The organism is Rhodococcus sp. MALMAid1271 (genome assembly GCF_049195265.1).
Taxonomy (GTDB): Bacteria; Actinomycetota; Actinomycetes; order Mycobacteriales; family Mycobacteriaceae; genus Rhodococcoides.
The window spans coordinates 45,333-64,867 of the sequence record NZ_JBMIRQ010000035.1 but is presented as its reverse complement, the minus strand read 5'-3'; the positions used below and the strand labels follow the sequence as shown (position 1 = coordinate 64,867).

At 64.8% G+C, this 19,535-nt stretch carries 19 protein-coding genes; 12 read left to right on the top strand and 7 right to left on the bottom strand.

What is annotated here, in order from left to right; translation table 11 throughout:
* The first annotated feature begins 9 nt into the window (after positions 1-9).
* Together ACOQFP_RS02065 and ACOQFP_RS02060 are read left to right on the top strand one after the other, a co-directional pair.
* Positions 10-1,866, top strand: coding sequence for a propionyl-CoA synthetase (locus ACOQFP_RS02065; RefSeq protein WP_421583287.1), 1,857 nt, complete (start codon positions 10-12; stop codon positions 1,864-1,866).
* Positions 1,867-2,001: 135 nt separating this feature from the next.
* Positions 2,002-2,919, top strand: a complete 918-nt coding sequence (locus ACOQFP_RS02060) for a DMT family transporter (protein ID WP_421583286.1) — start codon at positions 2,002-2,004, stop codon at positions 2,917-2,919.
* Between the two features lie 6 nt (positions 2,920-2,925).
* Here the strand turns inward: ACOQFP_RS02060 and ACOQFP_RS02055 are convergent, their stop codons facing one another.
* Positions 2,926-4,254, bottom strand: coding sequence for a cryptochrome/photolyase family protein (locus ACOQFP_RS02055; RefSeq protein ID WP_421583285.1), 1,329 nt, complete (start codon positions 4,252-4,254; stop codon positions 2,926-2,928).
* A 141-nt stretch (positions 4,255-4,395) separates the two neighbouring features.
* On the opposite strand from ACOQFP_RS02055, the gene ACOQFP_RS02050 reads away from it, so the two are divergent.
* The 4 genes from ACOQFP_RS02050 to ACOQFP_RS02035 all read left to right on the top strand — a co-directional run bounded on the left by ACOQFP_RS02050 (position 4,396) and on the right by ACOQFP_RS02035 (position 7,749).
* Positions 4,396-4,602 carry a hypothetical protein gene (locus ACOQFP_RS02050; protein ID WP_241256525.1) on the top strand — a complete coding sequence of 69 codons (207 nt, stop codon included), beginning with the start codon at positions 4,396-4,398 and terminating at the stop codon, positions 4,600-4,602.
* A gap of 17 nt (positions 4,603-4,619) precedes the next feature.
* Positions 4,620-5,348, top strand: a complete 729-nt coding sequence (locus ACOQFP_RS02045) for a response regulator transcription factor (protein ID WP_206488082.1) — start codon at positions 4,620-4,622, stop codon at positions 5,346-5,348.
* Positions 5,345-6,646 carry a sensor histidine kinase gene (locus ACOQFP_RS02040; protein ID WP_421583284.1) on the top strand — a complete coding sequence of 434 codons (1,302 nt, stop codon included), beginning with the start codon at positions 5,345-5,347 and terminating at the stop codon, positions 6,644-6,646. Before ACOQFP_RS02045 ends, ACOQFP_RS02040 begins: the two co-directional genes overlap by 4 nt.
* A 62-nt stretch (positions 6,647-6,708) precedes the next feature.
* Positions 6,709-7,749 (top strand): isopenicillin N synthase family dioxygenase, encoded by a 1,041-nt coding sequence (locus ACOQFP_RS02035; RefSeq protein WP_421583283.1) that lies wholly within the window; start codon positions 6,709-6,711, stop codon positions 7,747-7,749.
* Here the strand turns inward: ACOQFP_RS02035 and ACOQFP_RS02030 are convergent.
* Positions 7,724-8,083: an FKBP-type peptidyl-prolyl cis-trans isomerase gene (locus tag ACOQFP_RS02030; RefSeq protein ID WP_057479261.1), complete on the bottom strand. Its 360-nt coding sequence runs from the start codon at positions 8,081-8,083 to the stop codon at positions 7,724-7,726. The genes ACOQFP_RS02035 and ACOQFP_RS02030 overlap by 26 nt on opposite strands.
* A 183-nt stretch (positions 8,084-8,266) precedes the next feature.
* Between ACOQFP_RS02030 and ACOQFP_RS02025 the strand changes: the two genes are divergently transcribed.
* The gene (locus ACOQFP_RS02025) at positions 8,267-9,070 is read left to right on the top strand and encodes a carbon-nitrogen hydrolase family protein (RefSeq protein WP_421583282.1); all 804 of its coding nucleotides are present in this window, start codon (positions 8,267-8,269) and stop codon (positions 9,068-9,070) included.
* A gap of 260 nt (positions 9,071-9,330) precedes the next feature.
* On the opposite strand, the gene ACOQFP_RS02020 is transcribed toward ACOQFP_RS02025, so the two are convergent.
* The 5 genes from ACOQFP_RS02020 to pdxH all read right to left on the bottom strand — a co-directional run bounded on the left by ACOQFP_RS02020 (position 9,331) and on the right by pdxH (position 14,454).
* Positions 9,331-10,629 (bottom strand): citrate synthase, encoded by a 1,299-nt coding sequence (locus ACOQFP_RS02020; RefSeq protein ID WP_206488075.1) that lies wholly within the window; start codon positions 10,627-10,629, stop codon positions 9,331-9,333.
* A 70-nt stretch (positions 10,630-10,699) separates the two neighbouring features.
* Positions 10,700-11,638 carry a carbohydrate kinase family protein gene (locus ACOQFP_RS02015; protein WP_421583281.1) on the bottom strand — a complete coding sequence of 313 codons (939 nt, stop codon included), beginning with the start codon at positions 11,636-11,638 and terminating at the stop codon, positions 10,700-10,702.
* Complete coding sequence (locus ACOQFP_RS02010) at positions 11,635-12,564, bottom strand: aldose 1-epimerase family protein (protein ID WP_421583280.1); 930 nt, start codon at positions 12,562-12,564, stop codon at positions 11,635-11,637. The genes ACOQFP_RS02015 and ACOQFP_RS02010 overlap by 4 nt, the downstream gene beginning before the upstream one ends.
* A complete protein-coding gene (locus tag ACOQFP_RS02005; RefSeq protein ID WP_421583279.1) occupies positions 12,548-13,840 on the bottom strand; it encodes an MFS transporter in 1,293 nt (430 codons plus the stop codon). Before ACOQFP_RS02005 ends, ACOQFP_RS02010 begins: the two co-directional genes overlap by 17 nt.
* Complete coding sequence (pdxH, locus tag ACOQFP_RS02000) at positions 13,837-14,454, bottom strand: pyridoxamine 5'-phosphate oxidase (RefSeq protein WP_421583301.1); 618 nt, start codon at positions 14,452-14,454, stop codon at positions 13,837-13,839. The genes ACOQFP_RS02005 and pdxH overlap by 4 nt, the downstream gene beginning before the upstream one ends.
* A 135-nt stretch (positions 14,455-14,589) precedes the next feature.
* Here pdxH and ACOQFP_RS01995 point away from each other — a divergent pair, with 135 nt between their 5' ends.
* From ACOQFP_RS01995 to ACOQFP_RS01975, 5 genes are all read left to right on the top strand, one after another.
* Entirely contained in the window at positions 14,590-15,708 is a 1,119-nt protein-coding gene (locus ACOQFP_RS01995) for a citrate synthase 2 (RefSeq protein ID WP_206488067.1), read from the top strand.
* An 86-nt stretch (positions 15,709-15,794) separates the two neighbouring features.
* The gene (gene serC / locus ACOQFP_RS01990) at positions 15,795-16,916 is read left to right on the top strand and encodes a phosphoserine transaminase (RefSeq protein WP_421583278.1); all 1,122 of its coding nucleotides are present in this window, start codon (positions 15,795-15,797) and stop codon (positions 16,914-16,916) included.
* 91 nt (positions 16,917-17,007) lie between these two features.
* Positions 17,008-17,682, top strand: a complete 675-nt coding sequence (locus ACOQFP_RS01985; RefSeq protein WP_206488062.1) for a rhomboid-like protein — start codon at positions 17,008-17,010, stop codon at positions 17,680-17,682.
* A 109-nt stretch (positions 17,683-17,791) separates the two neighbouring features.
* Positions 17,792-18,688 carry a septation protein SepH gene (gene sepH / locus ACOQFP_RS01980; protein ID WP_206488060.1) on the top strand — a complete coding sequence of 299 codons (897 nt, stop codon included), beginning with the start codon at positions 17,792-17,794 and terminating at the stop codon, positions 18,686-18,688.
* A gap of 94 nt (positions 18,689-18,782) precedes the next feature.
* Entirely contained in the window at positions 18,783-19,526 is a 744-nt protein-coding gene (locus tag ACOQFP_RS01975) for a DUF6928 family protein (protein WP_341243990.1), read from the top strand.
* Positions 19,527-19,535 lie beyond the last annotated feature (9 nt).

Below are 19,535 nucleotides of genomic sequence, written 5' to 3'. Positions count from 1 at the left end.
CTCGGTCACATGAGCGGAGCGTATCGGCAGGCATTCGACGACAGCATCGACAACCGCGAACGGTTCTGGCTCGACGCCGCCGCAGACATCGCCTGGGACACCCCGCCCACCATTGCGTTCGACGGCTCACACTGGTTTCCCGGCGCTCGGCTGAACACCTGCTTCAACGCCCTCGACCGGCACGTCGATGCCGGGCACGGCGAGGCAACCGCACTGATCTACGACTCGGCGATGCTCGGACTGACCCGCAGCTACACCTACGCCGAACTCCTCGATCAGGTCGCTCGGTTCGCCGGAGTGCTGCACGCACAGGGCGTCGGGCCCGGTGATCGCGTGGTCGTCTACATGCCGATGATTCCCGAGGCCGTCATCGCGATGCTGGCCTGCGCCAGGCTCGGAGCCGTGCATTCGGTGGTGTTCGGCGGATTCGCAGCCAACGAGCTCGCAGCACGTATCGACGACGCCGCACCGGTACTGCTGATCACCGCCAGCGGTGGTTTCGAGCCGGGCCGGGTCATCGAGTACCTTCCGCTGGTGCAGCGCGCCCTGACGCTCACGACCGCGCACACGCCCGCAGTGATCGTGAAGTCACGAGAAGGAATTCCCGGTGACCACTCGTGGCTGGACTGGGACACTCTCATCGCCGACGCCACAGCCGCACAACCGGTTTCGGTGGCGGCAACCGATCCGTTGTATATCCTCTACACCTCGGGCACCACCGGCAAACCCAAAGGCGTGGTACGCGACAACGGCGGCCATGCCGTCGCGCTGACGTGGTCGATGCGCAATATCTACGATGTCGGTGCCGGCCAGGTGATGTGGACGGCGTCCGATGTCGGCTGGGTGGTCGGGCACTCGTACATCGTCTATGCGCCGCTGTTCGCCGGTGCGACAACGGTTCTGTACGAGGGTAAGCCCGTCGGCACTCCCGACGCGGGGGCGTTCTGGCGGGTGATCGGCGATCACGGCGTCCGCGCCTTGTTCACTGCGCCGACCGCGTTGCGGGCCATTCGCAAGGTGGATCCTCGGGCAGCCGAACTGGAGAAGTACGACGTGTCCACCCTGAAGGCACTCTTCGTTGCCGGTGAACGGCTCGATCCCGATACGTACGAGTGGATTTCACGCACTCTCGATCGTCCGGTCGTCGACCATTGGTGGCAGACCGAGACCGGATGGGCCATCTGCGCCAATCTTCGCGGGCTCGAACCACTTCCGATAAAACCAGGATCACCCACTGTTCCGGTGCCGGGATTCCAGGTCGACATCCTCGATGCCACCGGACTGCCCGTCGAGGCAGGAACCGAGGGCAACATCGTCGTGGCGCTCCCGCTGCCGCCGGGTGCACTGGTCGGCCTGTGGAACGACGAATCACGGTTCCAGCGCTCGTATCTGGATACCTTCCCCGGCTACTACCTCACCGGCGACTCCGGTTACATCGACGCCGATGGCTACGTCTACGTCCTCGGCCGCAGCGACGACGTCATCAACGTCGCCGGGCATCGCCTCTCGACCGGGTCGATGGAGGCGGTGCTCGCCGCGCATCCCGCGGTCGCCGAATGTGCCGTCATCGGCATTCATGACGACCTCAAGGGCCAACGGCCCAGCGGCTATGTGGTCCTCAAGGCCGGGGAGAGCATCAGCGAGGAGCAATTACGCACCGAACTGGTCGCCATGGTGCGCGATCAGATCGGGGCACTGGCCACCTTCCGCGATGTGACGATCGTCGGGGCACTACCGAAAACTCGGTCGGGCAAGATCCTGCGCAAGACGATGCGCCAGATCGTCGCCGGTGAGCAGTACGGCGTGCCGTCGACCATCGAGGATCCCGCGGTGCTCGATGCACTGGAGAAGCTGCTCCGCCGCTAGCCCGTCGTGCGCCTTTTGCGTACCTGGAGGTACGCAAAAGGCGCACGATGGGTGGGGCACTGTCGACGCTAATTCGCCCAATGATGGCCGAAATCCGCGCGCAATTCGGGTGCGCGGCGCTATACCGTCGTTCCCATGACAGATCTGGAGACCCGGCCTGCCGTCGATTGGCTCGCCCTCGGTGCGGTCGTCGTCACCGTGGTGTCCTGGGCCTCGGCCTTCGTGGCCATTCGCGGCGTCGGCGAATCCTTCGGGGCCGGCCCGTTGGCCTTGGGACGATTGCTGATCGGATCTTCGGTACTCGGCGTGATCGTCGTGGCCAATCACCGATGGGCCAATCGCAGATGGGTCAGGCCGAACCGCACGCAGTGGTTGCAGATCGTCAGCATCGGCGTGTTCTGGTTCGGAATCTACAACGTCTCTCTCAATGCCGCCGAGCAACGCGTCGACGCCGGAACGACGTCGATGATCATTCAGATCGGACCGCTTCTGGTTGCCCTGTTCGCCGGACTCCTTCTCGGCGAGGGCTTTCCGAGATGGCTGGTGATCGGTGCGGGCATCGCATTCGCCGGCGCGGTGATGGTCGGCATCGTCACCGCGGTGACCACCACCTCGACCACCAAGACCGATGCGAACTTCCTCGGAATCGTTCTGTGCCTGGTCTCTGCGGTGACCTATGCCATCGGCGTGCTGAGCCAGAAACCGGTGCTCCGCACGATCCCCGGACTGCAGGTCACCTGGATGGCGTGCACCATCGGCGCGGTGTGCACGCTGCCGTACGCACCGGCGCTGCTCGACGACCTCGACGCCGCCTCCGCCGGTGCCACCGGCGGATTGATCTACCTGGGTGTGGTGCCGACGGCGTTGGCGTTCAGCACCTGGGCCTACGCGTTGACGCGAATGAACGCCGGCAAGCTCGGCATCACCACGTACGCCGTGCCGCCAATCACCATCACGCTGGCCTGGTTGCTGCTCGGCGAGATTCCGCATTATCTCGCCGTCGTCGGCGGGGTGATCTGCCTGGTGGGAGTCGGGTTGTCCCGCAGGCGTTGACCTCGCTCACAGGGCCTTGAAACGAGCGATGGCCACTTCTCGCTCGTGCTTGTGGTCGACGATCGGCTCCACGTACTTCTCTGGGCGCCCGAACTTCAACGTGTGCACGGCTTTGCCTTCTTCGCCGCGTAATTCAGGCACCCAGCGCCGGACGTAGTCGCCGGTCGGGTCGAACTTCTCGCCCTGGGTGATCGGATTGAACACCCGAAAGTACGGCGAAGCATCGGTGCCCGTTCCCGCGGTCCACTGCCACCCGTGCTGATTGCTGGCCAGGTCACCGTCGACGAGATGCGACATGAAGTACCTCGCGCCCCGCCACCACGGCAGGTGCAGATCCTTGACGAGGAACGACGCCACGATCATGCGGACGCGATTGTGCATCCAGTTCTCCGAGTTCAGCTGCCGCATACCGGCATCGACGATCGGGAACCCGGTCTCCCCCTTGCACCAGGCCTCGAACAACTCGTCGGCGTGCTTTCCCGAGTCCAGTTCGATCTTGTCGAACTTCTTCACGTAGTTCTCACGAGCACTGTCGGGCCGCTGAAACAGTATGTCGGCGTAGAAGTCTCGCCAGCAGATCTGCCTGCGGTACGACGCCGCTCCCTCACTACGGAGCTTGCCCAGGTCGGCGAGCATCGTCCGCGGATGAATCGTGCCGTACTTCAGGTGCACCGACATCCGGCTCGTCGAATCGAGATCCGGTCGATTGCGCTCGTCGTCGTACGCCGACACGTGCTCGAGAAATTCCTTCCACTGCGTCGTCGCAGCCTCCTCACCGGCCGCCACATCGGACCCGTCCTTCTCCGAGGGGATCTTCACGCGCCGAACGCCTTTCACCTCGTCCGGGTCGATCCACTCCACGGTCTTCGCGGACGTGTCGGCAGGCCCACGCCAACCGTGCTCCATCCATTGCCGTGAGTACGGCGTGAACACCTTGTACGGTTCACCATCGCTCTTGACGATCCGGCCGGGAGCGATCGCATACGGCGACCCCGTCTCGACCAAGGTCACCTTCTCACCGACGCGCCTGTCTCGCTCGCGCCCGTAGGGGCCGTAATCGGCGCTGATGTGTACTTCCTCGGCACCGACCGCCTTCGCCACCTCGGGCACGACCGTCGCGGGGTCGCCGCGCACCACCATCAACCGGCCCCCGAGTTGCTCGTCGAGTGCCTCGAGGGAACGGAACAGGAAGTCCTTGCGCGGTCCGCCGGACGGCGTCAGCAGGCGGTCGTCGAGCACGAAGAGCGCGAGCGCCGGATCTTCCGAATCGGCAGCGGCGGTGAGGGTGGGCAGATCCCCCAGACGGAGATCACGGCGAAACCAGACGATCGACATGGTTGCAGTCTTACCCACGGCGACGTCCCGCAATCCCCTCGACCACATCCGGCAATTCTCAGAGAACCGCCAACGAGGACTCACCACAGCCGCAACAAAGCCCTTTACCTTGGGAAACACAGAAGAGATAAGGAGAACATCGTGAAAGACATTCGCCCCTTCCCCGGCGCTCTCTCCCTGGTAAACAGCACCTGCACTTTCGAGAAGTACTACGAGCAGCTCTACGCCAAGGCTCCGGCGCTCGCCTGGTCACTCGACGCAGACACCGGCCGCCGTAGCGCGCTGGAGGAATTCTTCGCCAAGACACCCGAGGAACGCCGCACCACTGTCGACAGCTGGGCTGCCTGAACCCCCACAATGGACGGGTGACCGAATCCTCGAGTGCCCCCGCCACCGTCCTCGTCGTCGATGACGATGCCGACGTGTTGTCCTCGTTGCAACGTGGACTACGCCTGTCGGGATTCACCGTCATCACCGCATCCGACGGGGCGGAGGCACTCGGCGTGGTGTCCCGCTCGACCCCCGACGCCATCGTGCTCGACATCAACATGCCCGTGCTCGACGGTGCGAGCGTGGTGACCGCGCTGCGCGCCATGGGAAACGACATCCCGATCTGCGTGCTCAGCGCTCGCAGCTCGGTCGACGACCGCATCGCCGGCCTCGAATCCGGTGCCGACGACTACCTCACCAAACCCTTCGTCCTCGCCGAGCTCGTCGCGCGGATTCGCGCCATGCTGCGTCGACGCGGTACCAACCCGGTAGTGCCGGTGTCGGATTCGGGTGCATCGAACTCGGCCGTGGCCATCGGATCCCTCGTGGTCGACATCCCCGGCTATCGCGTCCATCGCGGCGGACTCGATATCGACCTGACCAAGCGGGAGTTCGAGCTACTTGCAATTCTGGCCCGCAACAAAGGCGTCGTCCTCACCCGAGAGCGACTGCTCGAACTGGTATGGGGTTACGACTTCGTCGCCGACACCAACGTCGTCGACGTGTTCGTCGGCTACCTGCGCCGCAAACTCGAAAGCGACGGGTCGCCGCGCATCCTGCACACCGTGCGCGGAGTCGGATTCGTCGTCAGGGAATCGGCATGAGGTTCTCGCTGCGCGCCCGCGTCGCCGCCGCCACCGCGCTCGGAGCCACCCTCGTCGTCGCCGCCCTCGCAGTGGTCACCTCGGTCGCGATTTCTCGCAACAACGTCAACCAGCTCGACGAACGCCTCACGGCCGCGTCCCAGGTGCTGATTCCGACCTCCACGACACTCGAAGCCTTCCTCGATCAGCTCTCCGGCGCGTTCGCCGTCACCATTCGCAGCGGCGATATCGTCGTCGCATCCACACCGACCCGGCTGCCCGCGCTCGACACCGGATCGCAGACCGTCGACGTAAACGGTCAACGATTCCGCGTCTACACCGCGGAGTCGACGGCGGTCTCCTCGATTTCCATCTCCATCGGCGTGCCCGCCATCGAGGCGCAGCAGGTCACCGACGAGCAGCAGCGGCAGGTGATCCTGCTGGGGCTGGCGGCCATCGCGGTCTCCACAGGCCTGGGCTGGCTGTTCGGCGGCCGGGCCGTCAAACCACTGGTGACGTTGACCCGACAGGTCAGCGCGCAGCCGCCGACTGCTCCCGAAACACGCACTGGCGTCACCGAAGCCGACGAGCTCGCGGTGGCGATCGGCGGCATGCTGACGAGGTTGAACGAGGCGCAGGATCGCACCAACGCCGCGCTCGACACCGCACGCGACTTCGCCGCAGTGTCCGCACACGAGCTTCGGACCCCACTGACCGCGATGCGCACCGACATCGAGGTACTCAGGACCCTCGATCTCGAACCCGCACAGCAGCAGGAAATCCTCGGAGACCTCGAACGGACACAGGGCCGCGTCGAGACGACACTGACCGCCCTCGAGCGACTCGCCTCGGGCGAGCTCTCCAGCGAGGGCGACCGCATCGAGACCGACATCATCGACATCTGCGATGTCGCGGCTCAGGATGCACAACGACTGCACCCCGGGTTGGACATACGCGTCGAGACGGCCCCCGATGTCGAGATCACGATGCGCGCGCTACCGACCGGTCTGAGACTGGCCGTGGACAACGTGATCGGCAATGCCGTTCGGCACGGTGACGCGACCTCGATAGTCATCACCGCCGAACGGACGGACGACACGGTGCGGGTTCTGATCGACGACAACGGATCCGGAGTTCCCCCGAGCGAACGCGAAACAGTGTTCGGCCGATTCGAGCGCGGCACAAGGGCAGCCAAGGGCGGCTCCGGTCTCGGTCTGGCTCTGGTGGCGCAACAAGCCGAATTACACGGTGGCCGTGCCTACTTCACCGACAGCCCGCTGGGCGGCGCGCGCCTGGTGCTGGAGCTGCACGACCGCTGAAATCGCGGGATCTTTACGCGGGAGAAACCCCGGAGCTGCCCCGACACGAGGATCATGAAGCCATGGACTCGTCGTCGGATTTCATCGTCCCCACCATCGACATCTCCCCGTACGTTCGCGGTGATCGTTTCTCCGCGAACGACGCGACCGCCCGCCGAAGGGTGGCATCGGAGGTCGATCAGGCCTGCCGCACCGTGGGCTTCATGCAGATCGTCGGTCACGGCATCGCCGAGGAGACAGTGGCCGGGCTCGCATCGGCGATGGATTCGTTCTTCGAACTCGACCCGGCCGAGAAATCGACCTACATCTGCCCGCCCGAGCTCAATCGCGGCTACACCGCTCCGAAGAGCGAAACCTTGAGTCTGAGTCTGGGGCTGGAATCGGCGTCGGGCATGAACGATTTCTTCGAGGCGTTCAATGTAGGTACCGGCGAGCCGAATACCTGGCCGACCGTGGCGGGATTCCGCAGCGCCGTCGAGCTCTATTTCGACGAGGCTGCCCGGGTGGCGCGGACGCTGACCGGTGTGTTCGCCGACGCCCTCGGGGTCTGCCCGGATCTGTTCGCCGGCATCACCGATCGATCCCTCGACACCTTGCGCATGAACAACTACGCACTCGACCCGGGCACCGGCGTCCCGGACCACGAGCTCACCGGAATGAGTGAGCACACCGACTACGGATTGGTGACTGTGCTGTGGGCCGATCGCGTGCCGGGTCTACAGGTTCTCGCCGCCGACCGGTCGTGGCACGACGTCCAGCCCGCAGCGGACGCGATGCTGGTGAATCTGGGTGATCTGACGGCTCGATTGACCAATGATCGCTGGCTGTCGACTCTGCACCGGGTGCGGCCTCCGGTATCGGGCGGGACGATTCAGCGCCGACGATCTGCCGCGTTCTTTCACGACGGCAACCTCGATGCGGTGATCGCGCCCCTGCCGTCGTGCATCGGACCCGGCACGGTGGCCCGGTACCAACCGGTCACCGTGGCCGAGCATATTCACGCGAAGCTTGCGGGTTCCCGAGGCGGAACGGCCAATGCCTCGGCGACCCGCGAAGCCGAGCGCGTGCGACGTGCGGCTACTTCACGTCCAGCAAGTCGATGACGAACACGAGAGTCTTGCCGGAGAGGCGATGACCCGCACCGGCGGGGCCGTACGCGAGCTCCGGCGGAATGGTGAGCTGGCGACGTCCGCCGACCTTCATTCCGGGAATGCCGTCCTGCCAGCCCTGAATCAGTCCCTGCAGCGGGAACTGAATGGACTCGCCGCGGTTCCAGGACGAGTCGAACTCTTCGCCCGAGTCGAACTCGACGCCGACGTAGTGCACCTCGACGGTGCCGCCTGCCACTGCCTCTGCGCCGTCACCCTCGACGAGGTCAACCGTCACCAAGTCCAAGGGTGCCGGTCCGGCCTGAAATTCGATTACTGGCTTCGTCACTGAAGTCTCCTGCGGTTGATGCCGGCCCGCCGACGCCGGCTGTGATGCTACGGATGAATATTGTGTGGGCGTACAGCGCTTCGACTCTACGTCGTAGATGAGTACCCACGGGCGCTGGCACCCGAAAAAGCCTTGAATCCGCAGGTCAGAGCGCTCGGAAATCCAGGGCATACGATGTACTGCATGAGCTCGTCCATTCGCCTCAGTCTCGCTCAGATCACCAGTGGTGAACAGCCCTCCGAGAATCTCGAACTCATCGCCACCCACACCCGCGCCGCCGCGCAGGCCGGATCGGACGTCGTCGTGTTTCCGGAGGCGACGATGCGCTGCTTCGGCGGACCCATCCGCACGTTCGCACAGCCTCTCGACGGCGAGTGGGCGGACGCGGTGCGGGAGATCGCGGCGACCAACGGCATCACCGTCGTCGCCGGAATGTTCACCCCCGCCGCCGATGGCAGAGTGGCCAACACCGTGCTCGTCACCGGCAACGGAGTCGAGGCCAGCTACGACAAGATTCACCTGTTCGACGCGTTCGGTTTCGCCGAATCCGATACTGTCGCACCGGGTTCGGACCCCACCCTGGTGGAGATCGCGGGGGTGAAGGTGGGCTTTGCCACGTGCTACGACATCCGCTTTCCTGCGCTGTTCCAGAAGCTCGGCGATCTCGGTGCCGAGGTGATCGTCGTACCTGCTTCCTGGGGTGCGGGCGAGGGCAAGGTGGAGCAGTGGACCCTGCTTGCCCGTGCCAGAGCGCTGGATTCGACGACCTTCGTCGCTGCGTGCGATCAGGCCGAACCCGTTGCCGCCGAAGGCAATGCCCCCCTGGGCGTGGGGCACAGCATCGTCAGTTCCCCCACCGGCGAGATTCTCGGTCAACTCGACGCGACGCCCGCGATGTTGACCATCGACATCGATACCGCAATGGTCGACGCCGTACGTAAAACGCTCCCGGTGCTGAAGAACCGCAAGCACTTCGACAAGAACTGATGCCGCGAACGACCATGCGGTTGCCCAGATCCCTGTCGAGAACGAGTACGTAGGTGCCCAGGCGCGCGTCGACGTCGCGTACAGATCCAGCCCGACCGTCGCTCTGACCCACACCATGATGGAATGGCAACGAACGCCGAAATCGCAGTTGTGCCTGATAACGCTGCACTATCGCCTGCACAACTGCGAACTCGAGGCCGCAAGAAACAACGATGCCGCCGAACCCTGATGGATTCGGCGGCATCGTTGTGCAGTATCAGCTAGCGGGAGCTGACGTCCTGGTAATCGCGCTCGGTGTAGCCGGTGTAGATCTGGCGCGGACGGCCGATCTTGCCGGTCGTGTCCTCGTTCTGCTCGCGCCAGTGCGCGATCCAACCGGGCAGACGACCCATCGCGAACAGCACCGTGAACATGCGCGGCGGGAAGCCCATCGCGCGGTAGATCAGCCCCGTGTAGAAATCGACGTTGGGGTAGAGCTTGCGCTCGACGAAGTAGTCGTCCGTGAGCGCGGTTTCCTCGAGCTTGAGGGCGATGTCGAGCAGTTCGTCGCCGTTGCCCAGCTTGCCGAGGATCGTGTGCGCAGTTTCCTTCACCAGCGTCGCGCGCGGATCGAAGTTCTTGTACACCCGGTGCCCGAAGCCCATGAGCTTGACGCCGGCCTCCTTGTTCTTCACTCGATTCAGGAAGTCCGTGGCGTCACCGCCCTCGGCCTTGATCTTGTCGAGCATCTCGAGCACCGCCTGGTTGGCACCACCGTGGAGCGGGCCCCACAGTGCATTGATGCCACCGGAGATCGAGGTGAACAGGTTGGCCTGCGAGGATCCGACCAGCCGGACCGTCGAGGTGGAGCAGTTCTGCTCGTGATCGGCGTGCAGGATGAGCAGCATGTCGAGTGCTTTGACGATCTCGGGATCGACCTCGTACGGCTCGGCCGGAAAGCCGAACGTCAGGCGCAGGAAGTTCTCTACCAGGCTCTTCGAGTTGTCCGGGTACAGGAACGGCTGCCCGACGGACTTCTTGTAGGCGTACGCGGCGATGGTCGGCAGCTTGGCCAACAAGCGGATGGTCGACAGTTCGACCTGCTGCGGATCGTTCGGTTCCAGCGAATCCTGGTAGTACGCCGACAGCGCGTTGACCGCACTCGACAGCACCGGCATCGGGTGCGCGTTACGCGGGAATCCGTCGAAGAATCGCTTGAGATCCTCGTGCAACAGCGTGTGCCTGCGGATCTTGTCGGTGAACTTCTCGAGCTGATCTGCGGACGGCAGCTCCCCGTAGATCAGCAGGTAGCTGACCTCGATGAACGACGACTTGCCCGCGAGCTGTTCGATCGGGTAACCGCGGTAGCGCAGGATGCCTGCATCGCCGTCGATGTAGGTGATGGCCGACTTGGTCGATGCGGTGTTGACGAACCCGCCATCGAGTGTCGTGTAACCGGTGGTGGCCAGCAACTTACCCAGCTCGATGCCGTTGTTGCCCTCGGAGGACTCGGCAATCGACATGGAGTACTCGCCACCGGGGTAGGTGAGGGTGGCTTTGGCATCATTATCAGCGGGCACGAATGGTCCCTCTCGAACTCGTGTAACGGACACGTACTTAAAACGGACAGTTCTTACGTCGATAGTGAAACTAGCCTCTCGACGCCTCGGACGCCCAGGGAGGGTCGGCACCGGGTCGGGAAACTGTGATCGACGCTGCCTTCGCGGCGAACGCAAGGGCTCGTTGCCAGTCTTGCTTGCTCATCGCCTTCACCGCGTTCGATGTGATAATGGTCTCCTTCTGCAGAAAGCTGAGCAGGGCACCGTGCACGGTGTCACCAGCGCCGATCGTGTCGACGACGTCGACGGCAACACCCGGGACAGAGGTCTCGCCCTCCGCGGTGAAGACCGAAAGACCGTCCCCGCCGCGCGTCATGACCACTGCGGTGACCCCTGCCGCGAGCCAATCGTCGACGGTGGTCCCCTGCGTTCCCAGTCCCAGCCAGTACGAGTCGTCCTCGGAGACCTTGAGAATGTCGATGCTGGGCAGCCATGAGCGGAAGCGGTCACGGAAGCCGTCGGCGGTGATGTCGCCGCTGGTGCTGTCGATGGCGGCCGGTCGGATATTGGGGTCGACCATCGTGAGCTTGCCCGCGGCCCGAGCCCGATGCAGCAGACCCGCATACATCGACGCACCGGGCTCGTAGAGCAGCGACAACGTGCCGAAGGAGAGCACGCTGATCGAATCGGGCAGGTCGCCGGGATCGGCTACGAGGCGGTCTGCGGTGCCGTCCGCGTAGAACGAATACTCGGCGCTCCCGTCCTCGGCCAGTGTGGTCATCGCCAACGTCGTCGGCTCGTCGCCGCGCTGCACCCACGAGATGTCGACGCCTGCATCACGTAGGCGCGCCAGGATCTGCTCACCGAACGGGTCACGAGAGATCCGCGACAGATACGCCACCGGCGAGCCCAGTCGACCGATCGAGACGGCGACGTTGAACGGTCCCCCGCCGAGTTTCGGCGAGAGCAACGGCCCGTCGTGCACGGGAACCAGGTCGACCAATGCCTCACCACACACCAGAATCGTCATTTCTCGTACCTCATTCCCCAGGTACCCGACCAGGTTTGCCCCGGCTCGAGCACGATCAGATCGATCTCGGAGTTCAACGCGTTCGGCGGGCACGTCATCGGCTCGATCGCCAGGGCTCGCCCCCGATCGGGATACGCCTGATCGTTGGCGGGATCGGCGGTGAACACCTGAACCCAGCCGAAGTTGCTGTCGGTCCACAACACGGTCGCCGTGCCATCGGGACCGCGCAGAACATGATTTACTCGGCCGTCGAGATCGGGTAGCGAGGCACTGAACGGCGTATCGAGCTGCACGCCCTGCAGGGATCGAGGCCGACCGAAGTCGTATTCGGTATCGGCCGTCGGCACCGAGTTGCCCACGGGCAGATTGCGTACCGGGTCGAGCGGCAACCGAGTCCCGGCCGAGAACTCGAGCGTGCACTCGTCGAGAGGCACATCCCCCACCCGGACATAGGTGTGAAAACCCATCCCGTACGGCGCATCCGCATCGCCGGTGTTCTTCGCCGTCGAGGTCACGGTGAGACCGTCCGCGGACAGCTCGTGCACCACGGTGACCGTCAACGAGAACGGCCAACCCGGATGCGTCCCGACATCGACGCTCTGTTCGACGCGTGCGTCGGTGTGCTCGACGAGCGTCCACGCCGTGCGACGGACGAATCCGTGACTGGCGTTGTTCCGAGACGGCTCGGTGATCTCCATCGAATGTTCGACGCCATCGAAGACGAACGTTCCGTCGGCCGTTCGGTTGGGCCACGGGGCCAGAACCAGCCCCGCCGACAGCGGCGGCTTGGTGCCCGCCTCCCATGTTTCGGTGAGCGGTGCACCGTCGTACTCGAGGACCCGCAGGCCCGCTCCGACGGCCGCTATGTCGGCCCGATACTTGCCGCTGATCAACGAATAGGTCTGTGCGTCAGCCATGGGAGCCATTGTCCACGACCGCGCCCACTCGGTAGCGAATGAACGCAGGAAGGGCCAGCGCGGCGATCGAGACACCGATGACCACCAGCACTCCGCCGCCTGCCGCTGCGGCCGCGGTCCCCACGGACGCGGCCGCGGCCCCGTGCAGCACGTCGCCGACTCGCGGTCCACCGGCGACCACGACGATGAAGACGCCCTGCAAACGGCCGCGCATCTCGTCGGTCGCCACCTGCTGCAACATCGTGCTGCGGAACGCCGCCGAGATCATGTCGGCTCCGCCGCCGAGCGCGAGGAAGGCCAGCGCGAACCACAGCGCGACGGCGGTGGCCCCGTCGGTGGCGGCCCCGACTGCGAGCCCGAAACCGATCATCGCCACTCCCCACACCCCGATGCACACCAGTACCGCCAGCCCTTGCCTGCGCACTCGTGGCAACCACCCGGAGAACACGCCACCCAGCACCGCGCCCACAGACATCGCCGCGAACAGCATGCCCAGTACCGGCCCGCCCGACGCCGGATCTCCGAAGCTCTCGGTGGCGATCTGCGGAAACAGTGCCCGGGGCATACCGAACACCATCGCGATGATGTCGACGACGAACGATGCCAGCAACACCTTCTGCGTCGCGAGGTAGGCGAAACCGTCTATCACCGAGCGCAATCCAGCTCGCTGGCCGGACGTCGACGGCGGGATCGCGGGCAGCCGGATCACCGCCCACAACGTCACGAACAGCGCGAGGGTGTCGATCAGATAGAGGGTCTCGAGCCCGATGTAGTAGATCAGGATGCCTGCACTGAGCGGGCCCGCGATGGCACCGAAGTTGAACACCGTCATGTTCAGGGAGTTCGCGGCCGGAAGTTGCTCGGCCGGCAGGATTCTGGGGAGGATGGCACTGCGGGTCGGTTGATTCACCGCGAAGAAAGCCTGCTGAACTGCCAACAGCACCAAGATTATCCACACGTTGTCCAGGCCGAGGAACGCCTGTAGCCAGAACAGTGCGGAGGTTCCGATCAGGCCGCAGGTGGTGATCGTCAACAGCGTGCGGCGGTCCATCACATCGGCCAGCGCGCCGCCCCACAACCCGAACACGATGAGCGGGACCAGCGCGAAGACACCGGTCAGCCCCACGTAGGCAGAGCTGGACGTGATCTGGAAAACCTGTTGCGGCACAGCGACGATGGACAGCTGTGCGCCGATGACGGTGACGATATTGGCCAGCCACAGCCGCCGATAGGTCCGAGTCCTCAACGGTGTCGTGTCGGCGAAGATGCCGCGCAACCCGCTCACGGTTGCAGTCGCTCGATCACACCATTTGCTACGGTCAGGCGAATTCGGTTGTGCATCCGGTTGGTTCGGCCCTGCCAGAACTCGACCGTCTCCGGTACCACGCGCAAGCCACCCCAGTTCGGCGGAACCGGCACCACGGCCGCGTCGAACCTCGCGGTGACCTCGGCCAGTCGAGCGGCCAGATCCTCCCGCGAGCCGATGGGTCGCGACTGCTCGGATGCCCATGCACCCAACTGAGAACCCCGCGGCCTGGTGCGCCAGTAGCGTTCGGTGGTCTCGTCGTCGACTTCGACGACCGGGCCCCGAACGGTCAGCTGCCGGGCCAGTCCGATCCAGGGGAAAGTCATCGACGCGTACGGGTTCGTGACCAGTGCACGACCTTTGTCCGAGCCGTAGTTGGTGTAGAACACCAGACCGTCCTCGTCCAGGCCCTTGCACAGCACGGTGCGCGTTGCCGGCCTTCCGGCGTCGTCGACGGTTCCCAGCACGACGGCATTGGGCTCGGGCAGGTTCGCCGCTATCGCGTCGGACAACCACTGCTGCGCCAGCGCGAGCCAGCCGGCATCGAGAGAACCGACCTCGAGGTCCTCTGGCTCGCCGTAGTCCACGCGCATATTCGCCAGGCGCTGTTCGTCTGCAGACACAAGCCCGAACGCTACTCCCGCCCATATCCCGGCTATGGTTCTGGCACAGTACGCCCGGATCCGGCGCAGAACCGGGTGCCAACGCGACGAGGGAGTCCACAGGCCATGGCTGTCCAACACGTTCCCGAGGATTTCGTCCCCGGTCTCGAAGGTGTCCTAGCATTCACCACCGATATCGCCGAACCCGACAAGGACGGCGGTGCACTGCGCTACCGCGGAGTCGACATCGAGGAACTCGTCGCGAGGAACGTCACCTTCGGCGATGTCTGGGCGCTGCTCGTCGACGGCGAGTTCGGGCGTGGGCTGCCCCCGGCCGAGCCCTTTCCGCTGCCGATCCACACCGGTGATGTCCGTGTCGACGTCCAGGCCGGTCTGGCGATGCTCGCTCCCATCTGGGGCTATCTACCCGTGCTCGACATCGACGACACCACCGCCCGCGACAATCTCGCCCGGGCCTCGGTGATGGCGCTGTCGTACGTCGCGCAATCCGCCCGAGGCATCTATCAGCCCGCGGTACCGCAGAGTCGCATCGATCAGGCTGCCACGGTCACCGAGCGGTTCATGGTGCGTTGGAAGGGCGAACCCGATCCCGCGCACGTCGAAGCCATCGACGCCTACTGGGTCTCGGCCGCCGAGCACGGTATGAATGCGTCGACGTTCACCGCACGCGTGATCGCCTCCACCGGTGCCGATGTCGCGGCGTGCCTCTCCGGAGCCATCGGAGCGATGTCCGGACCTCTGCACGGCGGCGCACCCGCCCGCGTACTGCCGATGATCGAAGAGGTCGAGAGGACCGGCGACGCCCGTGCCCTGATCACCGGCATCCTGGACCGCAAGGAAAAGTTGATGGGATTCGGGCACCGCGTCTACCGCGCCGAGGACCCTCGCGCCCGAGTCCTGCGCGCCACGGCGAAGAGGTTGAACGCACCGCGCTACGAGGTCGCCGCAGCTCTCGAGCAGGCGGCGCTGACCGAACTGCGCGAACGCAGGCCCGATCGCGCCATCGAAACCAACGTCGAGTTCTGGGCCGCGGTGATTCTCGACTTCGCCGAGGTTCCGGCGCACATGATGCCCGCGATGTTCACCTGTGGCCGGACAGCAGGCTGGTGTGCGCACATCCTGGAGCAGAAGCGTCTGGGCAAGCTCGTTCGGCCCGCCGCGATCTACACCGGTCCCGAACCCCGCACCCCCGAGTCCGTCGACGGCTGGGACCTGATCCGGTAGTCGAAGGTGGCCGGGCACCCGACTAGGCTGTGTGTTCGACTAACCTCCGAGTGCCATATTCCATCGACGCTAGGACGCGCTACTCCATGGCCGATTTGCCGATCATTCCCGCCGATCTCCTGCCCGCCGACGGACGCTTCGGTTGCGGCCCGTCCAAGGTTCGCCCCGAGCAGCTGCAATCCCTCGTCGACGTCGGCGCGTCCGTGTTCGGCACCAGCCATCGCCAGAAACCCGTCAAAGATGTCGTCGGACGGGTACGCAGTGGGCTCAAGGATCTGTTCTCGCTCCCCGAGGGCTACGAGGTCGTACTCGGCAACGGCGGCACCACCGCGTTCTGGGATGCGGCCGCATTCGGCCTCATCCGGGAGAAGTCCCTGCACCTGACCAACGGTGAATTCAGCTCGAAGTTCGCCTCGGTGGCCAAGAACAATCCTTTCATCGGCGATCCGATCGTCGTCAAGGCAGAGCCGGGCAGTGCACCCGAGCCCACCTCCGACCCGTCGGTCGACCTCATCGGTTGGGCGCACAACGAGACCTCGACGGGCGTGGCGATTCCGGTCAGCAGGCCGGCCGGCTCCGAGAACGCCCTCATCGCGATCGACGCCACGTCCGGTGCCGGCGGTCTGCCGGTGAACGTGGCCGACTCGGACGTCTACTACTTCGCGCCGCAGAAGTGCTTCGCAGCCGACGGTGGACTGTGGGTCGCGCTGATGAGCCCCGCTGCACTCGCTCGGGTCGAGGAGATCGCGTCGGGCGGCCGCTGGGTTCCGGACTTCCTGTCGCTGCCGATCGCCATCGACAACAGCAGCAAGGACCAGACGTACAACACCCCGGCGGTGGCGACACTGCTGCTGTTCGCAGATCAGATCGAGTGGCTGAACTCCCAGGGTGGCCTGGACTGGGCCACTGCGCGCACCGCCGACTCGTCCTCGCGCCTGTACGACTGGGCAGACAAGAGCGAGTTCTCGACGCCGTTCGTGACCAACCCCGATCACCGCAGCCAGGTCGTCGGCACGATCGACTTCGACGAGAGCGTCGACGCAGCACAGGTCGCCAAGATCCTGCGCGCCAACGGCATCGTCGATACCGAGCCGTACCGCAAGCTCGGCCGTAACCAGTTGCGTGTCGGTATGTTCCCCGCCATCGAGCCGGACGACATCACCGCGCTGACCAAGAGCATCGACTGGGTCGTCTCCACGCTGAGCTAGTTCGCAGCCAGCTCACAGCCACAGCGCTCCCTTCGCGGCCTACACTTGCATTGAAGTAAGCAAGCGTAACGATCTCGGAGGGAGCGCTCGCATGTTCAAGCTCCTGCAACTGGCGCTACGAATTCGCGTGACGATCACGTACTGCGTCCTGGCCACGGCAGGCACCATCGCGCTCGGACAGGTCGACAGGCACGACCGCTGGCACGTACTGCACGAGGCGAGCACCAATCTGCACAATCTGAGCGACGGCCACCTCGCCACACTCGTCACCAGCGTGTTCCTCACCGAGGGCCGGGTGAACTGGCTGTGGCTGGCCTCGGTCGCTCTCCTGTTCGCCGTTGCCGAATGGCTTTCCGGTTGGCGACGCTTCCTGCTCACCTTCAGCGCAGGCCACCTCGGTGCGACCGCTCTGGTTGCCGCCGGACTGTTGGTCGGCATTCACGCAGACTGGCTCGCCGATTCGCTGGAAATGGCCGTGGACGTCGGCGTCAGCTATGCAGCCGCTGCCGTGGCCGGGTCGATGATCCGATATCTGCCCAAGCCGGCCCGGTCACTCTGGGCGGCGCTGTGGATCGGCGTTGTCTTCGTCGGTGCGGTTTCGGACCCCTCGTTCACCGCCGCCGGGCACGCGATCGCCCTGACCATCGGCTTCGGACTCGGCGCGATGTATCTCCGCAAGGATGCATCGGCGTTGTCTCACAAGAGAATCGGTGCAACCTCCACCGATCGGGTGCAGCCGAGCCCGCAGCTGTCTACTCTCGTCTGAGAGAAACGATCACCGGCGACGAGATGCGTGTCGAACACCCACCGAGTACAGCGGGTGAACTAGGGTCGAAGTCGACGGTATCGCGAGCCGGCGCGATGAGGAGGTCACAGTGCGAGACTTACGAGTGGTGGGTCTCGAGGCCGACGGAAAGTTCGTCGTCTGCGCAGATCCCAAGACCGGCGACAGATTCCGGCTTCCGGCCGACGACAAACTCCGCGCGGCCTCACGCGGCGACATCGCTCGACTAGGACAGATTGAGATCGAAATGGACAGCTTGCTCCGGCCGAAAGAAATCCAGGCTCGCATTCGTGGTGGCGCGACCATCGAACAGGTCGCTGCAGATTCCGGAATGGCCGTCAGTCGTGTCGAGGTGTTCGCCCACCCCGTTCTGCTCGAACGCTCACAGGCAGCGTCGATGGCTCAGGCCGGCCATCCACTCCGGCACGACGGACCCGCCGTGCAGACCCTGCTCGAGATCGTCACCCTCGCATTCCGCGCTCGCGGTCAGCACCTCGACGACGCATCATGGGATGCCTGGCGCGACGAGGACAACAAGTGGGTCGCCCAGTTGAAGTGGCAGGCCGGGCGCACCACCAACAAGGCGCACTGGCAGTTCTTGCCCGACGGTCACGGTGGCACCATCTCGCCGCTCGACGACACGGCACACGAACTGATCGATCCCGATTTCGGGCGTCAACTCCGCGGCCTGGCCCCTGTACGCGCTCTCGCGTCCGCGCAGGACTCCACCGACGAGGATGTCTCGCAGCAGAGCTTCGACGAGTACTACGGAACCACCGCCGACAGCGAGATCGTTGCCGAGACCGTCGAGGTCGACGAGGCACCCGACGCCGAATCCGAGCACCCACGCGAGCCGGTTGCACGGGATCCCAAGCCCATGCCCAAGCCTGCCCCCGGCCACACCGGAGGCAAGGACAAGCGCGGCAAGCCCGCGATGCCGTCGTGGGAAGACGTGCTGCTCGGCGTTCGCAGCAGCGGTCACAACTGAACTCACCGGTAACCTTTTTTGCCGCTCGGTGGTCGATGACCGACGCTCACACCGTAGGCTTCGGACGGAGGTTACGGAGAAAGAGGTGCGGTCAGTGGGGGCCAAGGTATCGACGATCTGGTACGTAGACGCACCGGATCCCATTTCTGTACTCCGAGCTACTCCCGACTCGGACTGGAATGCCGCGACGGCCTTGGTCGGCCGTCTGTACCCCCACCTGACAGCGGTGCCCCTCGGCCAGGGTCCGATATCGGCATCGGCTGGCGTGGACGACGACCACGTCTTCATCGGGTGCTATCCCGGAGTCACCGTGGTCTGCGGATCCAATCTTTCGGTACCCACGCCCTCGACGCTGCCCGAGTCCTTCACTCGCCCTTTGGCATCCGAGCGCACGTACCTCGTCGCCTCCGACCCACAACATGCCTGGGGTGCGTTCGCGTACTGGGAGCGCGGCGAATTTCGCCGATCGTTCAGCGCCACACCGGTGTACATCTACGAGGACGCGGGCCTTCCGCTGATCTGGGAGCGATCGTTCTGGGCCGGTGAGCACCCGTTGATCTATCCCCCTGGTGTGATGCCTGATCCACAATCGCTTCCGTTCCACCCACAGGAATTCGCCGAGACGGCCAACGCCGAATGGCTCGGCTTCCGGTACACGGGCGCTCCCCACGCAGAGGAGTTCGATCCGAGCACGCTGTCGGTGTGCGGCTTCACGATGTACGTTCCGGGGCAGGAGCCACCGCCGCCGAACCAGTCCACGAACGGTCGGAACGGCCAGGAACCGAAGTCCGAAGCAGATTCACCGCGACCGAAGAAGCGTTGGTTCTCGCGCAAGTAGGACGCTCCA

Bases quoted from the DNA above. Each gene is read 5' to 3' on its own strand.
- serC (WP_421583278.1), top strand. From the start codon at position 15,795: ATGGCCGATTTGCCGATCATTCCCGCCGATCTCCTGCCCGCCGACGGA.
- ACOQFP_RS02040 (WP_421583284.1), top strand. From the start codon at position 5,345: ATGAGGTTCTCGCTGCGCGCCCGCGTCGCCGCCGCCACCGCGCTCGGA.
- ACOQFP_RS02035 (WP_421583283.1), top strand. From the start codon at position 6,709: ATGGACTCGTCGTCGGATTTCATCGTCCCCACCATCGACATCTCCCCG.
- ACOQFP_RS02055 (WP_421583285.1), bottom strand. From the start codon at position 4,254: ATGTCGATCGTCTGGTTTCGCCGTGATCTCCGTCTGGGGGATCTGCCC.
- ACOQFP_RS01995 (WP_206488067.1), top strand. From the start codon at position 14,590: ATGGCTGTCCAACACGTTCCCGAGGATTTCGTCCCCGGTCTCGAAGGT.
- ACOQFP_RS02065 (WP_421583287.1), top strand. From the start codon at position 10: ATGAGCGGAGCGTATCGGCAGGCATTCGACGACAGCATCGACAACCGC.
- ACOQFP_RS01985 (WP_206488062.1), top strand. From the start codon at position 17,008: ATGTTCAAGCTCCTGCAACTGGCGCTACGAATTCGCGTGACGATCACG.
- pdxH (WP_421583301.1), bottom strand. From the start codon at position 14,454: ATGCGCGTGGACTACGGCGAGCCAGAGGACCTCGAGGTCGGTTCTCTC.
- ACOQFP_RS02025 (WP_421583282.1), top strand. From the start codon at position 8,267: ATGAGCTCGTCCATTCGCCTCAGTCTCGCTCAGATCACCAGTGGTGAA.
- ACOQFP_RS02015 (WP_421583281.1), bottom strand. From the start codon at position 11,638: ATGACGATTCTGGTGTGTGGTGAGGCATTGGTCGACCTGGTTCCCGTG.
- ACOQFP_RS02060 (WP_421583286.1), top strand. From the start codon at position 2,002: ATGACAGATCTGGAGACCCGGCCTGCCGTCGATTGGCTCGCCCTCGGT.
- ACOQFP_RS02010 (WP_421583280.1), bottom strand. From the start codon at position 12,564: ATGGCTCCCATGGCTGACGCACAGACCTATTCGTTGATCAGCGGCAAG.